We start from the raw sequence: 12,184 nt of genomic DNA on the forward strand, positions 1-12,184 counted from the left end.
AGACGGGTCACGGGAGGAGACACTATGACGGCAAGTATCGATATCAACAATGTGAGCAAGCAGTTCGGCGGGCTGACCGTTTTCGAAGGGCTGTCGCTCTCCATTCCGGCGCATGAATTCGTCGTCTTCCTCGGCCCTTCGGGCTGCGGCAAGTCCACGCTTTTACGCATGATTGCCGGGCTGGAAAGTGTCGATGACGGCGAAATCCGCATCAATGGCGAACGCATCGACGACCAGCCACCGGGCAAACGCGGCGTCGCCATGGTCTTCCAGTCCTATGCGCTCTATCCGCATATGACGGTGCGCGACAACATGGCCTTCGGGCTGAAGAACATCGCCGTCGACAGCTCCGTCATCGATGCCCGTATTGCCGAAGCCGCACGCATGCTGGAGATCGGCCATCTGCTGGAGCGCAAACCCGGGCAATTGTCCGGCGGCCAGAGGCAGCGTGTCGCCATCGGTCGGGCCGTCGTGAAAGAGCCAAAGGCCTTCCTCTTCGACGAGCCGCTGTCCAACCTCGATGCGGCACTGCGCACCCGCACCCGCATCGAGCTTGCCCAACTGCACCAGCGGCTAAAATCGACGATGATCTTCGTCACCCATGACCAGATCGAAGCCATGACGCTGGCAGACCGAATCGTCGTCATGAACAACCGGCAGATCGAGCAGATCGGTACTCCGATGGAGATCTACAATCGTCCCGCCAGCCGCTTCGTCGCCGGCTTCGTCGGTGCCCCGGCAATGAATTTCCTGCCCGTCACCATCGGCACGGATGCTGGCTTGGTGAGCGTCGAAACCGCCTCCGGCATCAAGATCGCAACCGCCATTCCCGCCGCAGGCATCGAGCCCGGCGCATTCGAACTCGGCCTGCGCTCGGAAGACGTGCGCATCACCACACCCGGCAGCGGCTCTGCCGAAGGCCTTGTGGATGTGGTGGAGCGGCTGGGAGAGCGCACGCTGGTCTATGTGCGCCTTGCCGACGGCCAGCAGCTTGTCGGCTCCGACAGCGGCGATAGCCGTGTGACGGTCGGCGACCGGGTGGCCCTCTCCTTCGATAGCGCCAAGGCGCATCTCTTCGATGCATCGGGTCGCGCCTGGCATGCGCGGGAGGTGGGTCATGGCTGAAGCACTGACTGCACCAAATACAGCCCCAATCAAGCGAAGAAAGAGCGTCGACATCTACGCGCCGCAATGGCGAAACTTCCTCTTCGTCGCGCCCTATCTCGTCTTCTTCGTCACGCTGCTTGTCGTTCCGCTCTTCTGGGGAATCTGGCTGTCCTTCCACAAGGCGGATACATTCTCCTCCGGCCGCTTCATCGGCCTCGGAAATTATGTCCGCCTGTTCAATGACAAGATCTTCCTGCAGTCGATCTGGAACACCTTCTATTTCGTTCTCTTGACCGTCCCGTCGCTGGCCTTGCTCGGCCTGTTTCTGGCGCTCTGCCTTAACAAGCGCACCCGCAGCGCCGCCGTTCTCAGAGGCCTGTTCTTTTCGTCGTCGGTTCTCTCCGTCACCATCGTCACGCTGATCTGGCGGATCGTCTACATTCCCGATATCGGCCTTCTGTCGATGATTTTCGGCCTGTTCGGTGCTCGTGCCCCTGCCTTCCTGTCGGACCCGAGCCTTGCTATGATCGGCATCGCTATCGCCACCGTCTGGTGGTGCATCGGCCTGCCGATGATGCTGTTTCTCTCGGCCCTTCAACAGATCCCGCAGGATATCTACGAGGCCGCAGCCCTCGATAATGCCAACCGCTGGCAGACGCTGCGGTCCATCACCCTGCCCTCGATCAAGCGCACCTTCGTGCTCGTCGTCATCATCCAGATCGTCTTTCAGTTCCAGCTCTTCGGCCAGGCGCTGTTGATGACGCGCGGTGGCCCGAACAACCTCACCAAGCCGATCGTCTTCTATATCTACGAAACCGCCTTCCGCCGCTGGGATCTTGGCCTCGGTGCCGCCGCATCCGAAGTGCTTTTCGTGCTGATCCTGATCGCGGCCATGGTGCAATTTCTGGTGTCCCGCAGAAAGGCAGATGTGTGATGGCTTCGCAAAACTCCAACATCATCGGCAGATCCTTCGGCGACCGCGTTCTCTACGGCCTCGTCATCCTTCTGGCCATCGTCATGGCAGCGCCTGTCATTTACGTCATCGCGCTGTCCTTGAAAGACAACAATGCGCTGATGGTCGATCCGCATTCGGTCTTCCATCTGCCCTACACGATCAAGAACTATATCGACACGATCGGCACCTCCAGCGTGTTCCTCTGGGTGTTCAACAGCATCGTGGTGGCGGGCGGCATGACGATCATGACGCTGATCCTATCCTCGCTTGCGGGCTATGGCTTCGCCCGGCTGAACTTCCCCGGTCGCGACGTGCTATTCGTCCTCGTGCTATTGGGTCTCGCCGTGCCGGAACAGGCGGTGCTGATTGCCCGCCACCAGATTTTCAGCTGGCTTGGCCTGCACAATTCCTATCCCGGGCTGATCCTGCCGGGTCTTTCTTCCGCCTTCGGCGTGTTCCTGATGACGCAATACTTCCGCGCCATTCCGAAAGAACTGGACGAGGCGGCGATCCTGGATAATGCCAGCCGCTTCCGCGTCTTCTGGAAGGTGCTTTTGCCGCTCACAGTGCCGGCTCAGGCGACGCTCGGCATCTTCACCTTTCTCGGTGCCTGGAACGATTACTTCTGGCCGCTGATTTCGGCAACGAAGAAGGAAATGTTCACGCTGACCGTCGGCATCGCCTCGACGCAGATGAATTTTGCCCAGTCGCAAGGCATCGGCTTTCTGATGGCGCAGGCCGTGTTTGCCGGCGCCCCCATCCTGATCATCTATCTGTTTTTCCAGAAATATATCGTCACTGCCGTATCTGGGGCGGCGGTGCGGTGATGCATGACGCTCAGGCAGAGAGGCAAAGCCTGAACGAATGAGGATAAAACGCCGCTCGTTTGACGACGGCAAAACCTGAGGAGGAGGAGACTATCATGACTTTGAGGACATTGTTTCTCGCCACCATATCCGCAGCCGCGGTGCTGGTCGCATCACCAAGCTTTGCCGAGACCGAATTGCAGGTGCAGCGCTTCTTCGGCGCTTGCGATGCAGACTTTGGCAAGAACACCGATGTCAGCAAGGCGGTGGGCGAATGCGGCATCATCACCTCGATGATCAACAAATTCGCCGCCGACAATCCCGATATCAAGATCAATGTCACCACGGTGGAATGGCCGGGCTACGACCAGTTGACCGCTCAGTTCGCCTCGGGCGACGCACCGGACATCGTTACCATCCATGAATCTGTCCTGTCCGACTATCAGTCCAAGGATCTGCTGGTCCCGCTCGACGACATGTTGAAGACGGTCGGCGTGACGCCGGACAAATTTACCGACGCCGCCAAGGAAGGTGTCACCAAGAACGGCAAGATCTACGGCCTGCCGATCGACAACTGGACCATGCTCTATCATATCAACATGGACCTGTTCAAAACCGCAGGCCTCGTCAATGCCGATGGCACGCCGATCCTGCCAAAATCGCCGGAAGAGTTGCTGGCCCAGGCCGAGCAGTTCAAGCAGAAGACCGGCAAGCCCTATTTCGTCCAGAACCTCGCCAATGAGACGGCGCTCTATGCCCGCAATCTCTACACCTATCTCTTCCAGCAGAATTCCGACTTCTTCGCCGATCCGAAGAAGGTGAAGTTCAACACGCCGGAAGCACGCAAGATCGTGGAGATGTACAAGACAATCTTCGAAAAGGACGAGACGACCAAGGATCTGGATTACGGCGGTTCCATCAACGCGTTCCTGGCCGGTGAAGGCGGCGTGCACCTGAACGGCACGTGGGTGGTCGGCGATTACAACGCCCAGTCGGAAAAGCCGGGCACGGCGCTCAACAAGGGCGGTTATGCCGTCTACCCCTATCCGCAGCTTTTCCCAGGCGCCAAGGCCCAATATGCCGATGGCCACAGCTGGGCGGTCTCCAAGAAAGATCGCACGCCTGAGCAGGAAGCGGCAATCGCCAAGTTCCTCAAATTCTTTGCGGATAATGATTTCGAGTGGTCTCGCACCGGTCACCTGCCGGCTTACAAGGCAGTCATCGAATCCGCCGAGTTCAAGGCGCTCCCACATCGCGACACGATTGCGCCGATCGCCACGCTCGGCAAGCCGTTGCCCTCTGCCGTCCAGCGCCAGTTCGCCATTCAGGATATTGTCGGTGAGGAAATGAGCGCGGCCATCAGCGGCCAGAAGGACGTGGATTCCGCGCTGGCCGACATGGAAAGTCGCGTCAACGAGCTTCTCGCCAACCTCTGATCAGCAGACTGCAGCCTCTTTGCTGCGGTCTCTCGCGCCTCGCCTACCCTCCCGGGGGCGAGGCGCGAGATTTTTAATGAGCACACCGCTCTCTTTTTCGCCCTCATGGTCGATATGATTTGGAAAAGGACAATCTTGGTCCTATGGGTGAAGCCTACTTCATCGCCCGAAACCATCAACGACCGTGCCGAGAATGCAAAGCGACACCCGCCAGACAATCGTGCGTCTCCTCTCCACCATGGCAAGCGCCAAGGAGATCGACCAATATCTGAAACGCTTCTCTCAGCTCGATGCCAAGCGCTTCGCGGTCGTCAACATCGATAGCACTATCCTGGACAATGAGCAGGAGGCAGAGGAGACCGCTTCGTCTCTGTCGTTTCTCCAGCAAGTGGGGCTAACGCCAATCGTCCTACTGGGCAGTCACTCTCTTGCAGAAGATGAACGCGCCACGCACAAGATGGCAGACAGAGCCGCAGGGCAGACGTTTCAAGAGACGAACCTGAAGCTCGTTCAATTGCTGCAGGCGCAAGGCACGCGCGCCACCTCGATTACCGCAGGCGTATTTGCGATCGAAAACGCCAGCTCTCGCCTAGCAACAATCACCGCAGTCAGCTTGCTGTCCGTCGAAGCCAGTCTCGATGCAGGATCGATCCCCGTCATCAGTAGCGTTGGCGAAAGCTTATCTGGCCAGATGGCAGAGATCGGCAGCGATGACGCGACAAGCGAACTCGTGCGCGCGCTACAGCCCTTCAAGGTGATCTTTCTCACAAGCTTGGGCGGCTTGCGCCATGACAATGGTCGCAGGATCGACTCGATCAACCTCTCAACCGAATACGACCAGTTCGCCGAAAAGGCGTATTCGGACAGCGGCTTCACCTTCAAGATCGAGCGGATGAAGCAGTTACTCGATGGTTTGCCGATGGAATCCTCGATCTCCATCACCAACCCAGCCAACCTGGCGCAAGAGCTTTTCACCCATAAGGGTTCAGGCACACTGATCCGACGCGGTGAACGGGTGCTGCGCGCCACATCATGGGACGAGCTGGACCTGACCCGCTTGAGAGCATTGATTGAATCAAGCTTCGGACGCCGCATCGTCGATGATTATTTTGAGCGCACCCGGCTGCTTCGTGCTTACATCAGCGAGCACTACCGCGCCGCGATCATCATGACAGAAGAGGATGGCGTGCCCTATCTCGACAAATTCGCCGTGCTGGACGAAGCGCAGGGAGAAGGGCTTGGCCGTGCGGTTTGGAAGGTCATGCGCGAAGAGACACCGCAACTCTTCTGGCGCTCGCGCCACAACAACCAGGTCAACATCTTCTACTACGCCCAGTCCGATGGCTGCTTCAAACAGGAACGCTGGAAAGTGTTCTGGTGCGGCCTGACGGATTTTGCGCAGATCGAGAAATGCGTCGCCCATTGCGCAGTTCGCCCGACGACCTTGATCGACGCTTAGCCGCAATCATGAAGAGAACCGAGATGCCGCCCGCCATAAACTTACGCATCGTTTCCGGCACCTATAGCGTCGCGCGGCTTGCCCCTGATGCTTCCATCCCCCAATGGTTCAATGGCACCGGCTTTTCCGCCATGGTGAGAAGCGACGACGAACTGACCCTTGTCTGCCTTCAGGACCGTGTGCCGCAAGAGGTCGAAGCCGAGCCGAACTGGCGTTGCTTCCGCAGCCTCGGCCCGATCCCGTTTAATGCTACGGGAATTCTCCAATCACTGATCCAGCCGATCTCCGAGCAAGGCATCGGCGTCTTCGTGCTTTGCACCTTTGACGGCGAGCATATTCTTGTGCCGGAGAAGGAGGGGGACAGAGCAGCCCGGCTCCTCGAAGAGGCAGGACATCGCTTCGTTTCGTAAGTGCAAGCAGCTTCTCAACCAGGCGAGAGATCAGTAGCGACGCCTCGCTTCGCTTCGCGGCACCGCTCAGAGCAAAATTTCACGTTCTCCCAGTCCTTCGCCCATTTTTTCCGCCAGACGAAGGGCCGCCCGCAAACCGGGCATATCTTGGATGGCAATTCCGATTTCTTGCGTTGTTTCGGCACTGGGAAGCCTCTGAGCTTTCTCCAGCTTAGGGCAGGGACTACCAACTGGATCATGAGCTGTGGATCCCCGCAGCCCCACATGAATTTCACCCGCTATCAAAACTTGGTGGCAACCAATTATGCCTCATGACAGTCTTACCATCGACCGATCACCTGGAAGACATCATGGCTTTTGAACAATTCGTCACCGATTACGGCATCGCAGCCGTGCTGATTGGCTCAGGCGTTGAGGGAGAGACGGTGGCGTTTCTGGGTGGCGTACTTGCCCACAAGGGCATGTTTCCCTACTGGCAGGCTGCGGTCGCCGCGGCGGTGCGCTCGTTCCTGGCGGATCAAATTCTGTTTTACCTCGGACGTTATGCGAGCGGTGTCAAAGCCGTCAAACGCCTGACGGCGAAACCCGCCATGACGCGCGTTACATCGTGGCTTGAAAAGCACCCCAACGCCTTCATCTTCTGTTTCCGCTTCGTCTATGGCATCCGCACCATCAGCCCCGTCGCGATCGGCCTCTCTTCCATTTCGCCTCTTCGCTTCTTTGCCATCAACCTGGTCTCTGCCGCCACCTGGGGCGCAGTCATCACCGCCGTCGGCTATGGTTTAGGCCAGGCAATCGAGGCCCTGATCGGAAGGCTCGGGCTTGGCCATCACATGGCGCTCGCAATCATTCCCGCCCTTCTCATCATCGCCGCCATTGCTTTCGGCGCGCACCATTATTTGCGGTCCTCAGAGAAGACATAGGCGGCGCGCTATAGCGCAAGAGATATAAAGAGATGGAGTGGGCCATCAGCGCACAGGCACCTCGACAGTGCCAATCTACCGCCGCTGCTCGTCAATCTGACGCTGCTGATCCTTGAAGCGCTGATCATATCCGGCAAAGGCTCGGTCGAGTTCAGCCCGAGGAACCTGCGCACCGCGCAAATCCTTGACCTCGGCTTCAATTCGCATCCGATCTTCAGAGCTTCGCTGCTGGCGCCACTCCATCTCCTGCCGCGTCACCATTCGCTCCGTCATCGCGATGATGCTTTGCTGCGTGGTATCGGCGAGTTTCGCAACCGCCGTCTGCGCAAGCTCGGAGTTCTTAAGGATCGCGGTATCGAGCCGGCTTTGGTCTTTGCTGAGCGTGCCATAGACGAAAGCGCTGAGCGCCGCCAAAATCGTGAATGACACCCCGACAGCCGACCACACGACCGGCCATTGCGTGCGGCTACGCTCCGCAAGGCTTGCGGACAGGCCAGAGATCGATGTCCGCATCTCGTTGGCGATCGCCGACATGGTGTTTTCCACCTGCTTGAAACCAGATCGCATCTCGGTCTCAAGATCGCTCTGACGGCGACCGAGATTGGTCACCCGCTCGCCAAGCTGCGCGGTCGCAGCATCGCTATAGGTGCGATGGGCTTCGTGGTCATTCATCTCTTCAAGTCCTGTCATTGCCCGATGCTCCGTTGCGCACCTTGTGGTTTCGGCACATCGAAGCGCGTCTTCACGCCGTCATAAAAGGAAGCGCAGCGCCCTGTTCGCCTGTCGGTCAGATCGGCGGCAACTTCCCAACGCAGTTGCGTGTTGCGCGGCTTCTCGACCCCGTATTTCGGGATCACCCGCTCCATCTGCTGGCGGCATTCATCAGGCAGATCCGGCAGGTGCACACCGGCAGCAATCCTGCCCTTCGCATCAGCGGCCGCAATCAGCCGCGCCTCTTTGCCGGCACAGCCAGAGGCGATCAGCATCGCTCCAGCGATAATCGCCATCATCCATTGTCTGATTGTCATTGCGGATCGCCTCTTCCAGTTCAGCCTGGCGTTTCTGTTGCGCAAGAGCATCGGCCACCGCACGCTTGCGATAATCCTCCAGCGCCTGCGCCGCTGCGTTACGCTGGCGCTCCAGCTCTGCCGCCTTTGCGTCGGCAGCCGTCTTTTCCGAAAGCAGCACATAACCCTTCAGCAGTGCCGCATCATGTGAGTAAAGCCACAGCCGAAAGCCGCCGAAGGCCAGCAGGACAGCGATGAGGAACGCGGCGATGCGCCCCAAAAGCGAAGTCGGAAACAGCATGCTCATAGACCGCTCACACAGAGCTCGGCTTCACCGATACGCTGCGCGTCCCCCATCTCACGACGGTTGACGAGCCCCCGAACGACGCGCCCGCCCGCCCGATTGAACGCCGTCTGCGCCTCACACGCCGCCCGCCACTCTCCCGCCTCGATGCGCGCCTTCGCCGTCGACCGACACCAGGCCCCCACCCCAAAATTATAAGAACCGGAAATCATCGAAGCGCGAACGCTTATTGGTGCCGCCGCAAGGTTTGGCGAGCATTGCATGACCGGCTGATAATAATCGTCATGCACCCGGCGCAGCAGCATATCGCGACACTGCGCCTTCGTCTTCGTCATGCCAGGCCCCACACCCTTGGTCTCGCCATAGCAGATATCCCAAATTTTCGCGAAAGGATCCCAGTGGGACTTGAGAACCAGCCCTTCCCAGGGAATGATCGCCTTCTCTACCGCCAGAATGACCGCAGGGTCCATTTTTGCCGTCACAGCATATCGGTCATAAGCGGCATAGCCGCCAGCAGCGACACTGGCGAGCACAGCCGCAACAGCCGCCCGCCCCCGCCGCGTCGGCACAATCCTATTGATCGGCATCCGATACACCTTTCTGAGCAAGAATTCGCGAGATAAGGGCACCGCACGTCGCGGCCCCCGAGAGCGCGGCAAACAGCCCGCGCGGAATATCGACAGAACCATCGATAATCGGCAGAAAGACTTCGAGCCCGGACAAAAGCCCGGCAAGCACAATCCACCGAATGGACCAGGCGCGTTTCAGCACCTGCCACCAGTTCGTGATGAGCATGGGATTTCTTCTTATGACGTCGGATTACGGCCAATAAGCGGGATTGATGGCATAGTCGGTAGGAACAGGGATCATTGCCTTCAAGGCAAAGTAAGACGCATAGAGGGGCTGACGCCACGTAGCCGCTCTATCTAGGATCACCCACCACTCAGAAGCCGCTATATCGACAAGACCTGTCGTCGACGTTCCTATCGACATGCTCGGGATTTTTGAGATCAACACCTTTTTCTTGGAGGTATTCTGCTGAAGAATTGTAACGCTCGTTACCATATTTTCCGGCTAGCACGATGGCCGCACCAGCGTTGGGATTCTTTGTGAGGGCAGTCGTTAGAACTGCTGCCGTTACTGGCAGAGCTTCCTCACCTATATTTTCGGCCACAAGAGACAGTACACCGACAGGATTATCCATCAGTGTCGAACCGACGTCTTCAGCGAGCTCAGCCCAAGTTGCCTCCTTCTTAAACATCGATTTCTCAGCACTTTGGGCGATTTCGGACTTAGGAAAATCGTAAGCGGCAAGGAGGCCCCATCTGGCGGGTCTGATGCTGAGTGAGGTATTTCGGGCATACGAGTTCTTTGGATGTGAGGATCTATGTAGACCTGCGGCTAGCCTTGGGTTGATGCGAATGATTGAGGCGGTACCCGATCGCCTTGAGGGCTCGCCGCGACAGTTGCGGCGGTTCTGGTCCGACGAATTCAAGGCCACGGCAGTTGAGCAGGCCTGTCAGCCTGGTGTGAACATGTCGGCAGTGGCGCGGCAGATCGGGATATTGCAATCTCAACTCTACCGCTGGCGTAGGGAATTGTTGGGCACTGATGAGCCTGGACAAGCACGAGCGGCAATCGATCCGCAGAGCGTCGCACCTGAAGCCGACCCCGTCGTCGAAATCGTTATTAACGGTATCGTCGTACGGGCCGGTCGGCATGTCGAAGAAGCGCATCCGCAGCGCGTGATCCGGGCGGTTCGCTCAGCATGATCCCCGCGGGTGTAAAGGTTTTCCTCGCCAGCCATCCCATCGACTTCCGCAAAGGGCCAGACAGTTTACTGTCGCTGGTGCGCGATGCCGGCAGTGATCCGTTCAACGGCTCGCTCTATGTCTTCCGGGCCAAACGGGCCGACCGGGTCAAGATCGTCTGGTGGGATGGATCAGGTGTCTGCCTTTACGCCAAGCGGCTGGAGAAGTCGCAGTTTTGCTGGCCGCGGATAGGCCACAACCGAGTCCAGCTCAACCATGCCCAGCTCATGGCGCTCGTTGACGGCATGGACTGGAAACGGGTGCGCTCGGTGGCGGTGAAGCCGTCGGAGATTGTTGGGTAAATGCCTGCGGCAAAGTGAATCAACCGCCTGAAAGGGCAGGAAAACCGGAGAAAAATATGCTCTGGTAGACGTCATAACGCCGCCCGATCTGCAACTCCCGGATGATATAGAGACCCTGAAAGCTATGGTCCTTGCCATGGCCGAGAAGGCAGCGCGCACCGATGCTCTTGAGAGCGAGGTCGCAGACCTGAAAGCCAGAAACGCCGATGCTGATGAACGCATCGAACGACTGACCCAGATCCTGAAAGCCTTCGATCGTGCCCGTTTCGGCCGACGATCGGAAAAGCTGGGCTCTGCAGGCATCGATGATGAGCAGCAGGCCTTTGTCTTCGAGGAAATCGAAACCGGCATCGCGGCGATCCGAGCCAAGGTGAACAAGGGTGCCGCCCATACCGAAAAGCGTCCGCCGCGACCGCGCAAGGGCTTTGCTCCTCATCTTGAGCGGGTCGAAGTGGTGATCGAGCCGGATGAACTGCCCGAACACGTCGGCAAACAGAAGGTGCTGATCGGAGAAGACGTCTCGGAGCGACTTGACGTCGTGCCAGCGAAGTTCCGCGTCATCGTCACACGCCGACCGAAGTATGCCTTCAAAAATGAAGACGGCGTCATCCAGGCTGCCGCACCCGCACACATTATCGAGGCGGGCATTCCGACGGAAGCGCTTCTCTCGCAGATCGCCGTCTCGAAGTATGCCGATGGCCTTCCGCTCTATCGGCAGGAGGCAATCTATGCCCGCGACAAGGTGGAGCTTGACCGGAAGCTGATGGCTCAATGGATGGGTAAGCTCGGCTTTGAACTTGATATCCTGGCCGACTACATCCTCGCCGAGATCAAGAAGGCTGAGCGTATCTTCGCTGACGAGACGACGTTGCCCACACTCGCGCCCGGATCCGGATCGGCCAAGACGGCCTGGCTTTGGGCTTATGCCCGTGATGACAGACCCTTCGGTGGGAGTAGCCCGCCGATGGTTGCCTATCGCTTCGAAGATAGCCGTGCTGGCGATCGGGTCGCCCGGCATCTGAGTGGCTATCGCGGTATTCTGCAGGTTGACGGACATGGTGCCTATAACAAGCTTGCCAGATCTGACGGAGGCAATGACGGCGTGATGCTGGCCTACTGCTGGTCCCATAGCAGGCGCAAGTTCTACGAGCTCCACGCCTCAGACAGCTCCAAGATCGCCACCGAAACGGTGGAACTGATGGCGAAGCTCTGGCAGGTGGAAGAAACAGCTCGCGGGCAAAGCCCTGACGCCCGTGTCGCCGCGCGCCAGGCGACATCTGCTGCGGTTGTCACGGAGCTCTTCGCCCTCTGGCAGAAGACCCTACCGCGGATCTCTGGCAAATCGAAGCTGGCCGAGGCGATCCGCTATGCCACCTCGCGTCGCTCCATCTTCGAGCGCTTTCTCACCGACGGCCGCATCGAGCTCGACAACAACATAGTCAAGCGTGCAATCCGGCCCCAGACAATTACGAGAAAGAACAGCCTCTTCGCCGGCAGTGATGGAGGTGGAAGGACCTAGGCGACAATTGCCACGCTCCTTCAAACAGCGAAAATGAACAATGTCGATCCGCAAGCCTGGCTCACCCAGACACTCGAGCGCATAGCCAATGGTTGGCCCAGCAGCGATCTCGATGCACTCATGCCGTGGAACTACACGCGCTGAA

The 12,184-nt window shown here is 58.6% G+C and carries 16 protein-coding genes and 1 pseudogene; 10 read left to right on the forward strand and 7 right to left on the reverse strand.

Going from position 1 to position 12,184, the window contains the following annotated elements; all coding sequences use genetic code 11:
• The first annotated feature begins 24 nt into the window (after positions 1-24).
• The 6 genes from WKI41_RS09585 (at position 25) to WKI41_RS09610 (ending at position 6,173) form a co-directional block, all read left to right on the forward strand.
• Positions 25-1,125 (forward strand): sn-glycerol-3-phosphate ABC transporter ATP-binding protein UgpC, encoded by a 1,101-nt coding sequence (locus WKI41_RS09585; RefSeq protein WP_340193245.1) that lies wholly within the window; start codon positions 25-27, stop codon positions 1,123-1,125.
• Entirely contained in the window at positions 1,118-2,041 is a 924-nt protein-coding gene (locus WKI41_RS09590) for a carbohydrate ABC transporter permease (protein ID WP_296101181.1), read from the forward strand. Before WKI41_RS09585 ends, WKI41_RS09590 begins: the two co-directional genes overlap by 8 nt.
• Positions 2,041-2,889, forward strand: coding sequence for a carbohydrate ABC transporter permease (locus WKI41_RS09595; RefSeq protein ID WP_296076324.1), 849 nt, complete (start codon positions 2,041-2,043; stop codon positions 2,887-2,889). Before WKI41_RS09590 ends, WKI41_RS09595 begins: the two co-directional genes overlap by 1 nt.
• A gap of 95 nt (positions 2,890-2,984) precedes the next feature.
• On the forward strand, positions 2,985-4,304 hold the full coding sequence (locus WKI41_RS09600; protein ID WP_340193246.1) for an ABC transporter substrate-binding protein: 1,320 nt from the start codon (positions 2,985-2,987) through the stop codon (positions 4,302-4,304).
• Between the two features lie 193 nt (positions 4,305-4,497).
• A complete protein-coding gene (locus WKI41_RS09605) occupies positions 4,498-5,763 on the forward strand; it encodes an acetylglutamate kinase (protein ID WP_340193247.1) in 1,266 nt (421 codons plus the stop codon).
• 23 nt (positions 5,764-5,786) lie between these two features.
• The gene (locus WKI41_RS09610; RefSeq protein ID WP_340193248.1) at positions 5,787-6,173 is read left to right on the forward strand and encodes an ACT domain-containing protein; all 387 of its coding nucleotides are present in this window, start codon (positions 5,787-5,789) and stop codon (positions 6,171-6,173) included.
• Between the two features lie 14 nt (positions 6,174-6,187).
• On the opposite strand, the gene WKI41_RS09615 is transcribed toward WKI41_RS09610, so the two are convergent.
• Positions 6,188-6,439: a DUF2256 domain-containing protein gene (locus WKI41_RS09615; RefSeq protein ID WP_340193276.1), complete on the reverse strand. Its 252-nt coding sequence runs from the start codon at positions 6,437-6,439 to the stop codon at positions 6,188-6,190.
• An 84-nt stretch (positions 6,440-6,523) separates the two neighbouring features.
• Here WKI41_RS09615 and WKI41_RS09620 point away from each other — a divergent pair, with 84 nt between their 5' ends.
• Positions 6,524-7,096, forward strand: a complete 573-nt coding sequence (locus tag WKI41_RS09620) for a DedA family protein (protein WP_340193249.1) — start codon at positions 6,524-6,526, stop codon at positions 7,094-7,096.
• A gap of 75 nt (positions 7,097-7,171) precedes the next feature.
• Here the strand turns inward: WKI41_RS09620 and WKI41_RS09625 are convergent, their stop codons facing one another.
• The 6 genes from WKI41_RS09625 to WKI41_RS09650 form a co-directional block, all read right to left on the reverse strand.
• The gene (locus WKI41_RS09625) at positions 7,172-7,786 is read right to left on the reverse strand and encodes a hypothetical protein (protein WP_340193250.1); all 615 of its coding nucleotides are present in this window, start codon (positions 7,784-7,786) and stop codon (positions 7,172-7,174) included.
• The gene (locus WKI41_RS09630; protein WP_340193251.1) at positions 7,783-8,082 is read right to left on the reverse strand and encodes a hypothetical protein; all 300 of its coding nucleotides are present in this window, start codon (positions 8,080-8,082) and stop codon (positions 7,783-7,785) included. The genes WKI41_RS09625 and WKI41_RS09630 overlap by 4 nt, the downstream gene beginning before the upstream one ends.
• Entirely contained in the window at positions 8,027-8,410 is a 384-nt protein-coding gene (locus WKI41_RS09635; RefSeq protein ID WP_340193252.1) for a hypothetical protein, read from the reverse strand. Before WKI41_RS09635 ends, WKI41_RS09630 begins: the two co-directional genes overlap by 56 nt.
• Positions 8,407-8,994 (reverse strand): lysozyme, encoded by a 588-nt coding sequence (locus WKI41_RS09640; protein WP_340193253.1) that lies wholly within the window; start codon positions 8,992-8,994, stop codon positions 8,407-8,409. The genes WKI41_RS09635 and WKI41_RS09640 overlap by 4 nt, the downstream gene beginning before the upstream one ends.
• Positions 8,981-9,202 (reverse strand): hypothetical protein, encoded by a 222-nt coding sequence (locus WKI41_RS09645; RefSeq protein WP_340193254.1) that lies wholly within the window; start codon positions 9,200-9,202, stop codon positions 8,981-8,983. The genes WKI41_RS09640 and WKI41_RS09645 overlap by 14 nt, the downstream gene beginning before the upstream one ends.
• A gap of 148 nt (positions 9,203-9,350) precedes the next feature.
• On the reverse strand, positions 9,351-9,668 hold the full coding sequence (locus WKI41_RS09650) for a hypothetical protein (protein ID WP_340193255.1): 318 nt from the start codon (positions 9,666-9,668) through the stop codon (positions 9,351-9,353).
• 160 nt (positions 9,669-9,828) lie between these two features.
• Here WKI41_RS09650 and WKI41_RS09655 point away from each other — a divergent pair, with 160 nt between their 5' ends.
• The 3 genes and pseudogenes from WKI41_RS09655 (at position 9,829) to tnpC (ending at position 12,183) form a co-directional block, all read left to right on the forward strand.
• Positions 9,829-10,179, forward strand: coding sequence for a transposase (locus WKI41_RS09655; protein WP_340193256.1), 351 nt, complete (start codon positions 9,829-9,831; stop codon positions 10,177-10,179).
• On the forward strand, positions 10,176-10,520 hold the full coding sequence (gene tnpB / locus WKI41_RS09660) for an IS66 family insertion sequence element accessory protein TnpB (protein ID WP_340193257.1): 345 nt from the start codon (positions 10,176-10,178) through the stop codon (positions 10,518-10,520). Before WKI41_RS09655 ends, tnpB begins: the two co-directional genes overlap by 4 nt.
• A gap of 73 nt (positions 10,521-10,593) precedes the next feature.
• Positions 10,594-12,183 (forward strand): annotated as a pseudogene (gene tnpC, locus WKI41_RS09665) (IS66 family transposase).
• Position 12,184: the final 1 nt, after the last annotated feature.

It is taken from the genome of Agrobacterium larrymoorei (genome assembly GCF_037722385.1).
Classification (GTDB): domain Bacteria; phylum Pseudomonadota; class Alphaproteobacteria; order Rhizobiales; family Rhizobiaceae; genus Agrobacterium; species Agrobacterium larrymoorei_C.